Here is a 15,526-nt window from a genome sequence, read left to right on the forward strand (position 1 = left end):
TTAGCGGGTTTCGTTGAACAGTTCGCGACCGATCAGCATGCGACGGATCTCGCTGGTGCCGGCGCCGATTTCGTACAGCTTGGCGTCACGCAGCAGACGACCGGCTGGGAATTCGTTGATGTAGCCGTTGCCACCGAGAATCTGGATCGCGTCGAGGGCCATTCGGGTCGCGCATTCGGCGCTGTAAAGGATCACACCGGCGGCATCCTTGCGGGCGGTTTCGCCGCGTTCGCACGCTTGCGCTACCGCATAGAGGTAGGCGCGGCTGGCGTTGAGTTGGGTGTACATGTCGGCGACCTTGCCCTGAATCAGCTGGAATTCGCCGATGCTTTGGCCGAACTGCTTGCGGTCGTGGATGTACGGCACGATCAAGTCCATGCAGGCCTGCATGATCCCGGTCGGGCCGCCGGACAGGACAACGCGTTCGTAATCGAGGCCGCTCATCAGCACTTTCACGCCGCCGTTGAGCACGCCGAGGATGTTTTCTTCCGGCACTTCGACGTCATCGAAGAACAGCTCGCAGGTGTTGGAGCCGCGCATGCCGAGCTTGTCGAATTTGTTGCTGCGGCTGAAGCCTTTGGAATCACGTTCAACGATGAACGCGGTGATGCCGTGAGGGCCTTTTTCCAGGTCGGTCTTGGCGTAGATCACGTAGGTGTTGGCGTCCGGACCGTTGGTGATCCAGGTCTTGCTGCCGTTGAGGACGTAGTGATCGCCGCGCTTGTCGGCACGCAGTTTCATCGACACCACGTCGGAACCGGCATTTGGTTCGCTCATGGCCAGGGCGCCGATGTGCTCGCCGCTGATCAGCTTCGGTAGGTATTTGGTTTTTTGTTCGTGATTGCCGTTGCGGTTGATCTGGTTGACGCAGAGGTTGGAGTGCGCGCCGTAGGACAGGGCGACCGAGGCCGAACCGCGGCTGATCTCTTCCATGATGACCACGTGGGCCAGGTAACCCAGGCCAGCACCGCCGTATTCTTCCGGGACGGTCACGCCCAGCAGGCCCATGTCGCCGAATTTGCGCCACAGGTCAGCGGGGAACAGGTTGTCGATGTCGATCTGAGCGGCGCGTGGGGCGATCTCTTTGGCGACGAAGGACTGAACCTGATCGCGCAGCATGTCGATGGTTTCACCGAGGGCAAAGTTCAGGGATGGGTAGCTCATGGGTCACCTTTTGGCTTTTTTGTAGGGTAAGGAGGGCTGTGATTTAGCTCTCACCTTTACGTTAACGTAAGCCTGTGACGAATGGCTGTCAATCACCCTTTACGTTAACGTCAACTTGAGCGAGAGTAGAGCCAGTTCTGAATGATCGGGGCTAGCCATATGCCTCGTTCCAACAACCCACTAATAAAGACAATAGGGGTCGTCATGGATCAACCCAGTGCAAGCCCGCAGCGCAGCTATACCCGTGGTTCACAGGACAAAGCCTTGCTGGCGATGACCATCGGCCAGGCGTTCGATAACACCGTCGCGCAGTATCCGACCGGGGAGGCGCTGGTCGTGCGCCATCAACAGTTGCGTTACACCTGGCAGCAACTGGCCGAGGCCGTGGATCTGCACGCCAGAGCACTGTTGGCGCTGGGCTTGCAGGCCGGTGATCGTCTGGGTATCTGGGCACCGAACTGCGCCCAGTGGTGTATCAGCCAGTTTGCCAGCGCGAAAGTCGGCGTGATTCTGGTCAACATCAACCCGGCCTACCGCAGCTCCGAACTCGAATACGTGTTGAAACAGTCTGGCTGCCAATGGCTGGTCTGCGCCGGTGCCTTCAAGACCTCCGACTATCACGGGATGCTGCAAGGCCTCGTTCCCGAGCTGGCTGAGCAATCCATCGGAAAGTTGCAGAGCGAACGACTGCCGGAACTGCGCGGTGTCATCAGCCTTGATGCTCAGCCGCCATCGGGTTTCCTGCCGTGGTCGCAATTGACCGATCTCGCGGGGAGCGTGTCGGCAGAGCAATTGAGCGAACGTCAGCACAGTCTGCATTTCGACCAGGCGGTGAACATCCAGTACACCTCCGGCACCACTGGTTTCCCGAAGGGCGCGACCCTTAGTCATTACAATATTCTGAACAACGGTTACATGGTCGGCGAAAGCCTCGGCCTGACCGCGAGTGATCGTCTGGTCATCCCGGTGCCGCTGTATCACTGTTTCGGCATGGTCATGGGCAACCTTGGCTGCATGACCCACGGCAGCACCATGATTTACCCCAACGATGCGTTCGATCCACTGCTGACCCTGACCACCGTCGCCGAAGAAAAGGCCACCGCGCTTTACGGCGTACCGACCATGTTCATTGCCATGCTCGATCAGCCCAAACGTGCTGAATTCGATCTGTCGAGCCTGCGCACCGGGATCATGGCCGGGGCGACCTGTCCGATTGAGGTCATGCGTCGGGTCATCAGTGAGATGCACATGAGCGAAGTGCAGATTGCCTACGGCATGACGGAAACAAGTCCGGTGTCGTTGCAGACCGGTCCGTCAGACGAACTGGAATTGCGGGTCACCACCGTCGGTCGCACCCAGCCACAACTGGAAAGCAAGATCATCGACGAGGCAGGCAACCTGGTGCCGCGCGGCACTATCGGTGAGTTGTGCACCCGCGGCTACAGCGTGATGCTCGGTTACTGGAACAACCCGCAAGGCACCGCGGAAGCCATCGACCAGGCTGGCTGGATGCACACCGGTGATCTGGCGAGCATGAACGACGAAGGCTACGTATGCATTGCCGGACGTAACAAGGACATGATCATCCGCGGTGGTGAGAACATTTACCCACGGGAGCTGGAAGAGTTCTTCTTTACCCATCCGGCGGTGGCGGATGTGCAAGTGATCGGGATTCCGTGTTCGCGGTATGGCGAAGAGATTGTCGCCTGGATCAAATTCCATCCGGGCCACAGTGCTACCGAGCAGGAGCTGCAAACGTGGTGCAAGGAACGCATCGCGCACTTCAAGACACCGCGTTACTTTAAGTTCGTCGATGAGTTTCCGATGACCGTAACCGGGAAGATCCAGAAGTTTCGGATGCGCGAGATCAGTATCGAGGAGTTGAAGACCAATAACATCTGACGAAAATCCCATGTGGGAGCGAACTCGCTCCCACATGGGATGGCGCTGCAAATTACAAACGCCAGAAAGCACAAAGGGGAGCCGAAGCTCCCCTTTAATTTTGTCGTTGCGCGTGCTCTTTTTTTATTATTGAGGGGCGGTCTGTTGTTGTTTTTGGAAACCGTGGCCCTTTACCGCTGTTTTTGTCGATCCCCATCCGGGATCAAGAGCAAACGTATTTTTTTGAGCGCTGATCTACTTTTTCGCTAAGCGATCCAACCAGTTCGGGAGCTACCTGAAGGTAGTTTTATTGTTCTCTGCCCGGTTGCGGGTTACTCCGAAAAGCACCCTGAAAAGCACATCCTCTCCAAAAAAATCTGTTAGCTGCGTCTCTGCCGTGTTGTTTTTGTTATGTCAGAGTCGTTACGTCTTATTTTTATTAGGTTTGCCGCTTTTTTTGTTCTTGTTATGCAATAGAGATAGCAGAAGCCGTGCCAACTTTTAAAAAGTCTTTAAAATCAATGGCTTAAGTTTTTATCGGATTTTTCGTTCAGTCAAAACCCGACAATTTGTTTCCGTGTTACTCGCTTGCGCCCCACGTTTCAGACGCAGCGGTAACACCCGGACGCCTCACTGTGCGCTACGAGCCTTGGCCACGCGCGAACCAGTCGGTCGCCCCAGCACCGTGCAAATCTGCTGACCGGCCCGAATCAAGGCGTCCAAGTCGATACCGGTCTCGATACCCAGGCCATTGAGCAGGTAAACCACGTCTTCAGTGGCAACGTTACCGCTGGCGCCCTTGGCGTACGGGCAGCCGCCGAGGCCGGCGATGGAGCTGTCGAATACCGAGATGCCTTCCAGCAGGCTGGCGTAGATGTTGGCCATGGCCTGGCCATAAGTGTCGTGGAAGTGCCCGGCCAGTTTTTCACGGGGTACGTCGGCCGAGACCAAGTCGAACATCTTGCGGGTCGCGCCAGCGGTGCCGGTGCCGATGGTGTCGCCCAGGGAAACTTCATAGCAACCCATCGCGTAGAGCTCGCGAGCGACCCGAGCGACTTGCGCAGGCGCGACGTTACCTTCGTAAGGGCAGCCGAGCACACAGGACACGTAACCACGCACGCTGACACCGTGTTGCCTGGCGGCGTCCATGATCGGCACGAAGCGCTCCAGGCTTTCGCTGATCGAGCAATTGATGTTGCGCTGGGAAAACGATTCCGACGCGGCAGCGAACACCGCGACTTCCTTGACCCCGGCTGCAATGGCGTCTTCAAACCCGCGCAGGTTGGGTGCGAGTGCACCATAAGTCACGCCAGGCTTGCGCTGGATCTGCGCGAAGACGTCGGCGGAACCGGCCATTTGCGGTACCCATTTGGGCGACACAAAACTGCCGACTTCTATATAGCCGAGGCCGGCGGCGGTCAGCGCGTCGACCAGTTGCACCTTGTCCGCAACGCTGATGGGTTGGGCTTCGTTTTGCAGACCGTCGCGCGGGCCGACTTCGACCAGGCGTACGTGAGTGGGTAGGGACATGGGATGCGACCTGTGCTGGTTGTCTGAATGCTCAGAGAGCCCTGTGGGAGCGAGCTTGCTCGCGATGGCGGTAGCACTTCAACACGGATGTCGACTGACCTGACGCTATCGTCGGAACGCCGCCCGGAACAAGCTCGCTCCCACAGGGGATTGTGTTGACCTACTGAACCGTCTGCTCGCTCTTGATGGTCTGTTCCAGCGCCTGGGTGCAACGCTCCTGCGCGGTGTCCAGTTCCAGCTTCATCTGTTCGATGTCGAGCATTTGCTGCTCGAGCTGTTCACGACGTTCGGCGATTTTGGTCAGCATGGTTTGCAGCTGTTTTTGATTGCCGCCGGTGGGGTCGTAGAGTTCGATCAACTCGCGGCATTCGGCCAGGGAGAAGCCAATGCGCTTGCCCCGCAGGATCAGCTTCAGGCTGACCTTGTCACGGGGTGAGTAGATGCGTTCCTGACCGCGTCGCTCGGGGCTGAGCAGGCCTTGCTCTTCATAAAAGCGAATGGCCCGGGTGGTGATGTCGAGCTCGCGGGCGAGGTCGGAAATGCTATAGGTCTGGCTGCTCATGGAAGCGCTCGAAAAAGGTCATGGCGCTAAGCTAATGGCAGGTTGACGTTTACGTCAAGCGTCGCGCCCTGATCCTTCGTCTACCAGGTGTTTCCTACACCTTATCGAGTTTCTTCTCATGTGCCGTCACCTGCTGGCACAACTCGATCATCTGCTCGCGCATCCAGCGGTTGGCTGGGTCCTGGTCAGTGCTTTCGTGCCAATAGAGGTGGGTTTCCACCGGCGGCACATCCTTGACCGGCAGATTCACCGAGTACAGGTCATGGCGACGGGCGAAACGTTCCGGCACGGTCATGACCATGTCGGTCTGCTGCAATACCTGAGATGCCATCAAGTAATGCTGGGATCGCAGGGCGATCTTGCGTTGAATGCCCATTTTTCCCAGGGCCAGGTCGACATGCCCCAGACCGCTGCGGCGGCTGGAGATGTGGATGTGGGTCAGCGACAGGTAATCATCGAGGGTGAATTTCTCTTTGCCGGCCAGCGGATGGCCTTTGCGCATGGCGCACACGTAACGGTCTTCCATCAACTTGACGTGGCGCACTTGCGGGTCAGTGTTGAGCGGCGCATCGACGGCGAAATCGAGACGCCCGGCCGCCAGTTCCTTGGTGGTTTCGCGGCGTTTGGACAGAAAACTTTCAATGATCACCGTCGGCGCCAGGCGCCGCAGACGTTGGAACAGTGGCGGCAGGATCACCGCTTCGGTGAGGTCGGTCATGCTGATGCGGTAGGTCTTGACCGCCTGCAACGGGTTGAAAATACGGCTTTCCTGCACCGACACCCGCAGCAAGGAGAGGGCGTTGCGCACCGGCCCGATAATGTTCTGCGCCATGGGCGTCGGGACCATGCCCTGAGCGGTGCGTACGAACAACGGGTCATTGAAGGTCTCGCGCAGACGGGCCAGAGCGTTCGAGACCGCCGGTTGAGTAATGCCGACAATCTGCCCTGCACGGGTCAGGTTGGCTTCGGTGTAGATCGCGTCGAAGACGATGAAAAGGTTGAGGTCGACCTTGCTCAGATTCATTGCGCTGCACTCTTATTGTTGGGCTCTCGATCAGCCGATCATATATCGGTGATGAATGTTAATACACGCCGAGAATAGGCTAGGTAAATTTTCGTAGCTGTTCTAGCATCGATTGCATGACCTGAACAACTCATCAAAACCCTCCGTTAAAAGGTAGAGCTGCCCATGGATTTCGCTTATTCGCCCAAGGTGCAAGAACTGCGTGAGCGCGTGACCGCGTTCATGGACACCTACGTTTACCCCGCCGAAGCGGTGTTCGAGCGCCAGGTCGCCGAGGGCGATCGCTGGCAGCCGACCGCAATCATGGAGGAGCTCAAACTCAAGGCCAAGGCTGAAGGTTTGTGGAATTTGTTTCTGCCTGAGTCCGAACTCGGCGCCGGCCTGACCAACCTCGAATACGCGCCATTGGCCGAAATCATGGGCCGTTCGCTGCTGGGCCCCGAGCCGTTCAACTGCTCTGCGCCAGACACCGGGAACATGGAAGTGCTGGTGCGTTACGCCAACGAAGAGCAGAAGCAGCGCTGGCTCGAGCCGCTGCTGCGCGGCGAGATTCGCTCGGCGTTCGCCATGACCGAGCCGGACGTGGCCTCGTCCGACGCCACCAACATGGCCGCCCGCGCCGTGCGTGATGGCGACGAGTGGGTGATCAATGGCAAAAAATGGTGGACCTCAGGCGCTTGCGATCCACGCTGCAAGATTCTGATCTTCATGGGCCTGAGCGATCCTGATGCGCCGCGTCATGCGCAGCACTCGATGATTCTGGTGCCGGCGGATGCCCCGGGGGTGAAGATCGTTCGTCCGCTGCCAGTGTTCGGTTACGACGACGCACCTCACGGCCACGCCGAAGTGCTGTTCGAAAACGTCCGCGTGCCGTACGAAAACGTCCTGTTGGGCGAAGGACGCGGCTTCGAAATCGCTCAGGGTCGCCTTGGCCCGGGTCGGATTCACCACTGCATGCGCTCAATCGGCATGGCCGAACGTGCATTGGAACTGATGTGCAAACGGGCGGTAACCCGTACTGCATTCGGTAAACCTTTGGCACGTCTGGGCGGCAACATCGACAAAATCGCCGATTCGCGGATGGAAATCGACATGGCACGGCTGCTGACATTGAAAGCGGCGTACATGATGGACACCGTCGGCAACAAGATTGCGAAAAGCGAAATCGCTCAGATCAAGGTTGTCGCACCGAACGTGGCCTTGCGGGTGATCGACCGGGCGATCCAGATCCATGGCGGGGCAGGGGTGTCCAACGATTTCCCACTGGCCTACATGTATGCGATGCAACGCACCCTGCGCCTGGCCGACGGCCCGGACGAAGTGCACCGCGCGGCGATCGGCAAGTTCGAGATCGGCAAGTACGTGCCTAAAGAGATGATGCGCAGCAGTCACTAAGACCGCGACGCTTGTATCGCGGGCCTGGATCAGGCTCGCGATAGCGTTGAGGCTGCATCAATCAACAGAAGGCAACCCGTAGAACGCTCGCGCACACGCCGTGCTGTGAGCAGCCAGATCTTCCTCGCTCTCCCCGCGATGCAACGCCAATTCCCGCAACACTTCGGTCAGATACGCCGGTTCGTTGCGACCATTCTTCGGCTTGGGTCGCAGACTGCGCGGCAACAGATACGGCGCATCGCTTTCCAGCATTAGCCGTCCCGGTTTGATCTCTTTCACCAACGGATGCAGGTGCGTGCCCCGGCGCTCATCGCAGATCCAGCCGGTGATGCCGATGTGCAAATCCAGATCGAGGTAACTGAACAGCGCCTTCTTTTCGCCCGTGAAGCAATGCACCACGGCGGCCGGCAACTGATCACGGTAATCGCGAAGGATCTCCAGCAAGCGCTGACTGGCATCGCGCTCGTGGAGGAACACCGGCAATTGCAGCTCGACCGCCATCGCCAGATGCTCTTCGAGGACTTTTTCCTGCTGCGGGCGCGGCGAGAAATCACGATTGAAATCCAGCCCGCATTCACCCACCGCCACGACGTTCGGCTCCTTGAGCAAACTGCGCAGACGCTGGGCGCTGTCGGCGTTCCAGTCGCTGGCGCTGTGGGGGTGAATGCCGGCTGTGGCGAACAGCCGTTGAGCCGTTTCGTCCAGTTGCCGGCACAGTTCCAGCGCCTGCTCGCTGCCCTCGACACTCGTGCCGGTGAGCACCAATTGGCAGACCCCGGCAGCGTAGGCACGGTCGAGTACAGCCTGGTGTTTGTCGGCAAAACTGGGGTTGGTCAGGTTGACGCCGATATCGATGAGTTGCATGGTGCTACCTCGGACCAAAGGCCGGAAAGCATATCAGAGCTGTAGATTTATAAGAAAAGCCAAGAACTACAACGAGTTAAAGCTGTCTCTTGATGCCGCGAGACAGGTCAGGGTGGCTAAGGTGCCATCACTGTGCCAGTCTTTCGCACTTTGCCAGCGCTCAAGGCGCTCTGTTTCTGTCGTTCGATTTCATGAAAATTCTTGAGATCGGCCCAGTATTCTTTCTGGAGAGTGGATGATACGTCCCTCGGTTTTGCTACTGCTGTGTTGCTCGTTGCTGCTGCCGATGCCGGCGGTTGCGCGTCTCGCCGGGCCGCTGCAAGCCGTGCCTTCGACCAAAGCGCGCGACTTGGCGGAAATCCGCAGCAGTCGCGTGCTGCGCGTGTTGGTCAACCAGAGCCGCAACAGTTCCGGCGAAGTCCAGGGCCAGGCCATCGGTGTTGAGTACCACCGCTTGCGTGCCTTCGAGCAATACCTCAACGGTCACACCCGTGACGGTCAGGAAATTACCCTCAAGATCATTCCCAAGGGCAAGGATCAACTGATCGGCGCTTTGCAGCGCGGCGAGGGTGATCTGGTCGCACCGGGGGAATTGCTGGACCTGCAACCGGGTCACGCGGTCAGCACCAGTGCACCGCTTGCCAGCAATATCCCGTTGATATTGGTCGGGATCAAAGGCGAGCGACGTTACACCCGTCTCGAACAACTCTCCGGCAAAACCCTGGCGTTACCCACCGGCAGTGCCGCCGGGGACGCGGTCAGTCAGATCAATCAAAAGCTCGCGTTGCTCAAACTGCCACCGGTGATCATCGAGTGGGTTGATCCCAGTCTGGCGGTCGAGGATGTGCTGGAGATGGTCCAGGGCGGAATCTTTCACCTGACGATCGTCGAACAACCCATTGCCGAACGCTGGGGCAAGATTCTGCCTAAATTGCGTTTCGATCGGCAGGTGCTCATCAGTGAACCGGGCGAAGAGTTCTGGTTCGTGCGCCGCGACGCCTCAATGTTGCGCGCGAGCATTGATCGCTTCCTGACCGGTTACAAAAAACCGTCGGATCAGGATGCCGCGTTCCTGCGGATCTATCGACGTCTGTATCAAGTGCACTATCCATTGGCCAAGGCTGATCGGCAGCGCCTCGAGAAACTTCGGCCGGTGCTGCAGAAACACGCGGAAGCCCAAGGCATGGACTGGTTGAACCTTGCGGCACTGGCGTTCAAGGAATCGGCCCTGCAACCCAATGCCCGCAGTGGCAGCGGCCCTACCGGCCTGATGCAGATCACCCCGTCCGCCGCCCAGCGGGTGGGGGTCAACAACATTCAGAATCTCGACGCCAATGTGCAGGCCGGGGCGAAGTATCTGGCGATGATTCGTCGCAAGTTCTTTGCCAGCCCCAAACTCAACGAGCGCGAGCGCATGGCGTTCGTGCTGGCGGCCTACAACATGGGGCCGGAGCGGGTTCAGGGCATGCGTGCCGAGGCTCGTCGGCGCGGTTTGAATCCCAATCAGTGGTTTTTCCAGGTCGAACGCATCGCCATGGAGCAGGTGGGAATGGGCGCCGTCAGCTATGTTAATAGCGTGAACAAGTATTACCTGGCGTTCGATCGGGAGCGGGAGTCGTTGGAGCCCCAGGGGCAGAAAGTTGCCTCACGTAAGTAATCGAATAAACTGATTGTTATGGCGAATATATTGCGCTTATAACATGAGATTTACTGATTAATATAGCGGCCAACCAACACACACTGACAACGGATGACACAGCATGAGCACACTGATCAACAAGGTACTGTTTACCCGCGCTGGCTACGGCCTGACTGTCTTGCGGATTTTCGTCGGCATCATCTTCGCTGCCCACGGCTCGCAGAAACTCTTTGGGGCGTTCGGCGGTTACGGCCTGGCCGGCACCGCGCAGTACATGGAAAGTATCGGTCTGGCACCGGGTTATCTGATGGCGACGCTGGCGGGCGGTACTGAGTTTTTCGGCGGTCTGGCCTTGATCATCGGTCTGCTGGCACGCCCGGCGGCGCTGGGACTGACCTTTCTCTCGTTGGTCGCAATCTTTTCCGTGCATATCAGCCACGGTCTGTTCATGGCCAACAACGGTTATGAATTCGCCCTGGCCCTGCTCGGCGGCAGCATCGCGGTGCTGATCGAAGGCGCAGGCAAGCTCTCGGCTGACCGCGCTATCGCTGGCTGACCGCTCTGGCTCAATGAAAAGGCTCGCATTGCGCGGGCCTTTTTGTTGCTCGTCATTCTTGACACTGTCCGGTCAGCTTCTCTAGGATGCTGCCCATGCGCCGATTTAAACAGCTACTTGCGGGGCGCCAGGTGACTCATACAGTTGCCGATAGAAGCCTGAAGCAGGCTTCGAAATACCGCTAAAGCGCTGGTTCGGTGTTGCCTCTCACCTGCCATGCAGACTTTTGAGGCAGAGACACGACACAATGAATGCACTAAGCCCTGTTATACGCCCCGCGCCGATCACGGCACACCTCACCCAGCGCAATCCAAAAATCCTGCTTGGCGGCAAACATCAGCCGACACTCTTGCGTTATCTCGACGGCTGGCCACGTCGCACCGGTGGGCCTGCGGCCTTCCTGATCCAGTTTGTCGAAGAGGGTGAATCGCTGGCTCGATTTGCCAGCGACAGTTTCGATCTGGCGGTGATTCAATCGCCCAGCCTCGAGGATGCCCCCGAAGTGATCAGGCAATTGACTCGCGTTGCCCGGCAGGGGCTGATTACCCGCCGTTGAGGCTTTAAACGCTGCGGTTCAAAGATAGTCGATCGCCACGATATACACGCACTGTTCACCGGTCGGTGTCTGGACCCGAACCTCGGCGTCCAGCGCCTTGCCGATCAGGGCGCGGGCCAGCGGTGAGTCGATGCTGATCAGACCCAGCTTCAGGTCCAGCTCATCCGGCCCGACAATGCGATAGCGCGACTCTTTACCGTCCTCGTCTTCAATCGTGACCCAGGCGCCGAAATAAACTTTGTTCGGATCGCTCGGTTTTTCGCTGACGACTTTGAGCGCTTCCAGCCGTTTGGTGAGAAAACGTACGCGACTGTCGATCTCGCGCAGCATCTTTTTACCGTAGGTGTATTCGGCGTTTTCCGAGCGATCGCCCTGTGCCGCGGCCTCGCTGACTGACTGTGTCACCTGCGGCCGCCGAACATGCCAGAGCTCATGAAACTCGGCCCGCATCCGCGCTTCACCTTCGGGGGTGATCAGCGCGGTGCCAGCGGTGCGGGGAGGGCGATAACGGCTCATGGCAACTTCTTGTGATAGAGAGAGCTTGAGTCTATCAACCCTCGCGCAAGACTGTCAGGGGGCTGGCGTTCAGCGCACGGCGAGTACCGAACACACCGGCGCCCCCGATCAGCACCGCACCGATCAGTGGCAGCACCAACAACCACGGATGCGGGTGCCACGGCAGGTCGAAGGCGTAGCGGTAGAGCACCATACTCACCAGTTCCGAACCCAGCGCTGCCAACAATCCGCTGACCGCCCCCAGCAAACCGAACTCGATCCGCCGGGCCTTGACCAATAGTTGCCGCTCGGCCCCCAGCGCTCGCAACAAGGCACCTTGGCGAATGCGTTCATCGAGCGTCGCTTGCAAGCCTGAAAACAACACAGCCATCCCCGCCGCCAACACGAACAACAACACGTATTCCACCGCAAGGGTGACTTGGGCGAGGATGCTGCGCAGCTGTTCGAGCAAGGCTTCGACTTGCAAGATGGTCACCGCCGGGAAGGCTCGCGACAGATCCACGATCTGCTGATCATGACCGGCCGCCAAATAAAAACTGGTCAGGTAGGTCGCCGGCAGATCCTTCAGCGTGCCGGGCTGGAAGATCATGAAGAAGTTAGGCTGGAAGTTGTCCCAGTTGATCTCCCGCAGGCTGGTGACTTTCGCTTCGCGATTGACGCCACCCACGGTAAACACCATGTGATCGCCGAGCTTGAGCTTCAGGCTTTCGGCGACTTTGCCTTCCACCGATACGCCGGGAATCTCGTCCGGCGTCTGTTCGGCCCACCAGTTACCCGCAGTGAGTTTGTTGCCCGCCGGCAAATCCGCCGCCCAGGTCAGGCTCAGATCACGCTGGATCGCTCGATCACCGGCCGAATCCTTGCTGACGATTTCCTGTACCGGCTCGCCGTTGACGCTGATCAGCCGTCCAGGTACCACCGGGTATAGCGGCGCCGATTGTGCCGACAGTTTGATCAGGCGATCGATGAACGCCTGTTTGTCCGCCGGCAGAATGTTAAGCGCGAAATAGTTAGGCGCGTTTTTCGGTAGCTGGTTCTGCCAGGTGTCCAGCAACTCGCCGCGCAGCAATGCGATCAGCGCCATGGACAGCAGAATCAAACCGAAGGCCAGGGATTGCCCCGCGGCCGCCAGTGGGTGACGCAGCAATTGGCCCAGCCCGAGGCGCCATGGCAAAGAGGCGCGCGCCAGCATTCGGCGCAGACTCTTCAGAAGTAGTAACAGCAAGCCGCCAAGTACCAGCGCTGCGATCACACCGCCACCGAGCAGGGCGAAGGTCAACACCAGATCCAGGCTCAGACGCCACATGATCAGCCCGAGGGCGCCCAATGCCGCGCCGTAAACCATCCAGGTGCTGGAAGGAATCGGCAGCATGTCCCGACGCAATACCCGCAATGGCGGAACCCGGCCCAGTGCCGCCAGTGGCGGCAAGGCAAAACCGGCCAACGCCACCAATCCGGTGCCGATCCCGGCAATGGCAGGAAACAGACCGCCCGGTGGAACGTCGGTCGGTAATAAATCATGCAGCAGCGCGAACAGCCCCAACTGCGCGAACCAGCCGATCAGCGCGCCGCTGATACTGGCGAGCAATCCGAGCACCGTCAGCTGCAAACTGAACAGCACCATGGTTTCCCGTCGGGACAGCCCCAGGCAACGCAGCAATGCACTGGCATCGAACCGGCGGGTGGCGAAGCGCGTCGCCGACAGCGCCACCGCCACACCAGACAGCAGCACCGCCACCAGACTGGCCATGTTCAAGTAACGCTCGGCCTTGCCCAACGCGCCGCCGATCTGTCGGTTGCCATCGCGGGCATCCTGCAAACGCTGGTTGGCGGCCAGGCCGGGTTTGATCAATTGACGATAGGTTTCCAGCGCCTCGGCTTTACCGCGCCAGAGTTCGCGGTAACTGACCCGACTGCCGGGTTGCACCACGCCGGTCGCGGCGAGGTCGCTGAGGTTGATCAGCACGCGCGGCGTGAGGCTGTAGAAGTTGCCGGCACGGTCCGGTTCGTAGGTCAGCACTCGCGCCAGTTTGAGGGTTCGAATGCCGACGTCGATGCTGTCGCCGATCTTCAGGTCCAGCGCGGTCAGCAGTCGTGCTTCGACCCAGGCTTCACCGGGTTTCGGTCCGCCACCGGGTTCTTCCGGGGCGAAGGGCGCCGGGGCGCTTTTCAGTTCGCCACGCAGCGGATAAACGTCGTCGGCCGCCTTGATGCTGGACAGCTGAATGCCGTTGTCAGTGGCGATGACGCTGGAGAATTCCACCACCTGAGCGTGTTCGAGCCCAAGCTCCGTGCCGCTTTTAATCTGTTCGGGTCGCGCGGGAGAGCTGCCTTCAAGCAGCAAGTCGGCACCGAGAAACTCGGTGGCGCGCAGCATCATGGCGCCGTTCAGGCGGGCGCCGAAGTAGCCGATGGCGGTACTTGCCGCAACGGCCACAAGCAAGGCAAAAAACAACACGCGCAACTCACCGGCGCGGGCGTCGCGTAGCAGCTGGCGGATGGCAAGACTGAACAGGCGCAACAGCGGCAGGCGTGCCATTAAACCTCCAGAGGCGGGACGAGCAGGCCGGCGTCAAGGCGGATCAGGCGCCGGCAGCGGTGTGCCAGTCGTTCATCGTGGGTCACCAGCACCAGAGTCGTGCCACGTTCCTGATTGAGTTCGAACAGCAGATCGCTGATGCGCTCGCCGGTATGGCTATCGAGGTTGCCGGTGGGTTCGTCGGCAAACAGCACATCGGGCTCGGCGGCAAAGGCTCGGGCAATGGCTACGCGCTGCTGTTCACCACCGGAGAGCTGACGGGGCGAATGGGTCAGCCGTTGGCCCAGCCCGACGCGTTGCAGCAGTTCGGTAGCGCGCTCACGGGCGTCCTTGCGGCCATCGAGTTCCAGCGGCAGCATGACGTTTTCCAGGGCATTGAGACTGTCCAGCAACTGGAACGATTGAAAGACAAAACCCACATGCTCGGCGCGGATGCGCGCGCGCTGGTCTTCATCGAGATTGCTCAGGGCTTGCCCGGCGAGCGTGACTTCACCGCTGCTCGGCAGATCGAGACCGGCGAGCAGGCCCAGGAGGGTGGATTTGCCGGAACCGGAGGCGCCGACGATGGCCAGACTGTCGCCCTTGTTCAGTTTCAGGCTGAGTTCGTGCAGGATAGTCAGTTCACCTTCCGCGCTGGGAACCACTTTGCTGAGGTTCTTCGCGGTGAGAATGCTTGCGCCCATGGAGAATCCGATGCGTGTGTGGTTTTTGAGTGCTGGCCTGGCCTTGATGTGCATGGCCCAGAACGCAGCGGCGGGTACAGTCCTGATCGTTGGCGATAGTATCAGCGCGGGTTTCGGGCTGGATACCCGGTTGGGATGGGTCTCCCTACTTGAGGACCGGCTCAAGCGCGAAGGTTTCGACGATAAGGTAGTCAATGCGTCCATTGGCGGCGACACCAGCGCCGGAGGCCGGGCGCGCCTGCCCGCGCTGCTTGCAGAGCATAAGCCTGAGCTGGTAATCCTCGAGTTGGGCGGTAACGATGGCCTGCGCGGATTGCTGCCAACGCAATTGCAACAAAACCTTGCAGCAATGATCGACAGCTCCCGCGCCAGTGGCGCCAAGGTGCTGCTGCTCGGCATGCAATTGCCACCCAACTACGGCGTTCGTTATACCGAGGCCTTCGCGAAGGTCTACAGCACACTGGCCGAGGAGAAAAAGATCCCCCTGGTGCCGTTTTTTCTCGACGGCGTAGGCGGTCATCCGGACTTGATGCAAGCCGATGGCCTGCACCCGACTGCCGGGGCTCAGGACAAGTTGCTGGAAAATGTCTGGCCTACACTGAAACCGCTGCTTTGAC

The 15,526-nt window shown here is 59.3% G+C and carries 14 protein-coding genes; 6 read left to right on the plus strand and 8 right to left on the minus strand.

Features of this window, described 5'->3' with window-relative positions:
- The gene (locus ACA056_RS09620; protein WP_046047545.1) at positions 1 to 1,164 is read right to left on the minus strand and encodes an isovaleryl-CoA dehydrogenase; all 1,164 of its coding nucleotides are present in this window, start codon (positions 1,162 to 1,164) and stop codon (positions 1 to 3) included.
- 204 nt (positions 1,165 to 1,368) lie between these two features.
- On the opposite strand from ACA056_RS09620, the gene ACA056_RS09625 reads away from it, so the two are divergent.
- Positions 1,369 to 3,066, plus strand: a complete 1,698-nt coding sequence (locus ACA056_RS09625) for an AMP-binding protein (RefSeq protein ID WP_497272243.1) — start codon at positions 1,369 to 1,371, stop codon at positions 3,064 to 3,066.
- A 609-nt stretch (positions 3,067 to 3,675) separates the two neighbouring features.
- On the opposite strand, the gene ACA056_RS09630 is transcribed toward ACA056_RS09625, so the two are convergent.
- The 3 genes from ACA056_RS09630 to ACA056_RS09640 all read right to left on the minus strand — a co-directional run bounded on the left by ACA056_RS09630 (position 3,676) and on the right by ACA056_RS09640 (position 6,161).
- Positions 3,676 to 4,575 carry a hydroxymethylglutaryl-CoA lyase gene (locus ACA056_RS09630; protein WP_497272245.1) on the minus strand — a complete coding sequence of 300 codons (900 nt, stop codon included), beginning with the start codon at positions 4,573 to 4,575 and terminating at the stop codon, positions 3,676 to 3,678.
- A gap of 160 nt (positions 4,576 to 4,735) precedes the next feature.
- Complete coding sequence (locus tag ACA056_RS09635) at positions 4,736 to 5,137, minus strand: MerR family transcriptional regulator (protein WP_497272247.1); 402 nt, start codon at positions 5,135 to 5,137, stop codon at positions 4,736 to 4,738.
- A gap of 94 nt (positions 5,138 to 5,231) precedes the next feature.
- Positions 5,232 to 6,161, minus strand: coding sequence for a LysR family transcriptional regulator (locus ACA056_RS09640; protein ID WP_449645414.1), 930 nt, complete (start codon positions 6,159 to 6,161; stop codon positions 5,232 to 5,234).
- Between the two features lie 165 nt (positions 6,162 to 6,326).
- Between ACA056_RS09640 and ACA056_RS09645 the strand changes: the two genes are divergently transcribed.
- Complete coding sequence (locus ACA056_RS09645) at positions 6,327 to 7,556, plus strand: acyl-CoA dehydrogenase (RefSeq protein ID WP_497272250.1); 1,230 nt, start codon at positions 6,327 to 6,329, stop codon at positions 7,554 to 7,556.
- Positions 7,557 to 7,613: 57 nt separating this feature from the next.
- On the opposite strand, the gene ACA056_RS09650 is transcribed toward ACA056_RS09645, so the two are convergent.
- Entirely contained in the window at positions 7,614 to 8,420 is an 807-nt protein-coding gene (locus tag ACA056_RS09650; RefSeq protein ID WP_497272252.1) for a TatD family hydrolase, read from the minus strand.
- Positions 8,421 to 8,655: 235 nt separating this feature from the next.
- On the opposite strand from ACA056_RS09650, the gene ACA056_RS09655 reads away from it, so the two are divergent.
- The 3 genes from ACA056_RS09655 (at position 8,656) to ACA056_RS09665 (ending at position 11,171) form a co-directional block, all read left to right on the plus strand.
- Entirely contained in the window at positions 8,656 to 10,077 is a 1,422-nt protein-coding gene (locus ACA056_RS09655) for an MltF family protein (RefSeq protein ID WP_497272254.1), read from the plus strand.
- A gap of 103 nt (positions 10,078 to 10,180) precedes the next feature.
- Positions 10,181 to 10,615 carry a DoxX family protein gene (locus ACA056_RS09660; protein ID WP_497272256.1) on the plus strand — a complete coding sequence of 145 codons (435 nt, stop codon included), beginning with the start codon at positions 10,181 to 10,183 and terminating at the stop codon, positions 10,613 to 10,615.
- Positions 10,616 to 10,862: 247 nt separating this feature from the next.
- Positions 10,863 to 11,171: a class I SAM-dependent methyltransferase gene (locus ACA056_RS09665; protein WP_497272258.1), complete on the plus strand. Its 309-nt coding sequence runs from the start codon at positions 10,863 to 10,865 to the stop codon at positions 11,169 to 11,171.
- An 18-nt stretch (positions 11,172 to 11,189) separates the two neighbouring features.
- On the opposite strand, the gene greB is transcribed toward ACA056_RS09665, so the two are convergent.
- The 3 genes from greB to ACA056_RS09680 are packed head-to-tail and all read right to left on the minus strand — an operon-like array spanning position 11,190 to position 14,909.
- Positions 11,190 to 11,687 carry a transcription elongation factor GreB gene (gene greB / locus ACA056_RS09670; protein WP_129436988.1) on the minus strand — a complete coding sequence of 166 codons (498 nt, stop codon included), beginning with the start codon at positions 11,685 to 11,687 and terminating at the stop codon, positions 11,190 to 11,192.
- A 34-nt stretch (positions 11,688 to 11,721) separates the two neighbouring features.
- Entirely contained in the window at positions 11,722 to 14,226 is a 2,505-nt protein-coding gene (locus ACA056_RS09675; RefSeq protein ID WP_497272260.1) for an ABC transporter permease, read from the minus strand.
- Positions 14,226 to 14,909 carry an ABC transporter ATP-binding protein gene (locus ACA056_RS09680; protein ID WP_008148510.1) on the minus strand — a complete coding sequence of 228 codons (684 nt, stop codon included), beginning with the start codon at positions 14,907 to 14,909 and terminating at the stop codon, positions 14,226 to 14,228. Before ACA056_RS09680 ends, ACA056_RS09675 begins: the two co-directional genes overlap by 1 nt.
- Positions 14,910 to 14,919: 10 nt before the next feature.
- Between ACA056_RS09680 and ACA056_RS09685 the strand changes: the two genes are divergently transcribed.
- Positions 14,920 to 15,525 (plus strand): arylesterase, encoded by a 606-nt coding sequence (locus ACA056_RS09685; protein WP_497272263.1) that lies wholly within the window; start codon positions 14,920 to 14,922, stop codon positions 15,523 to 15,525.
- Position 15,526 lies beyond the last annotated feature (1 nt).

It is taken from the genome of Pseudomonas sp. LBUM1666 (genome assembly GCF_059695775.1).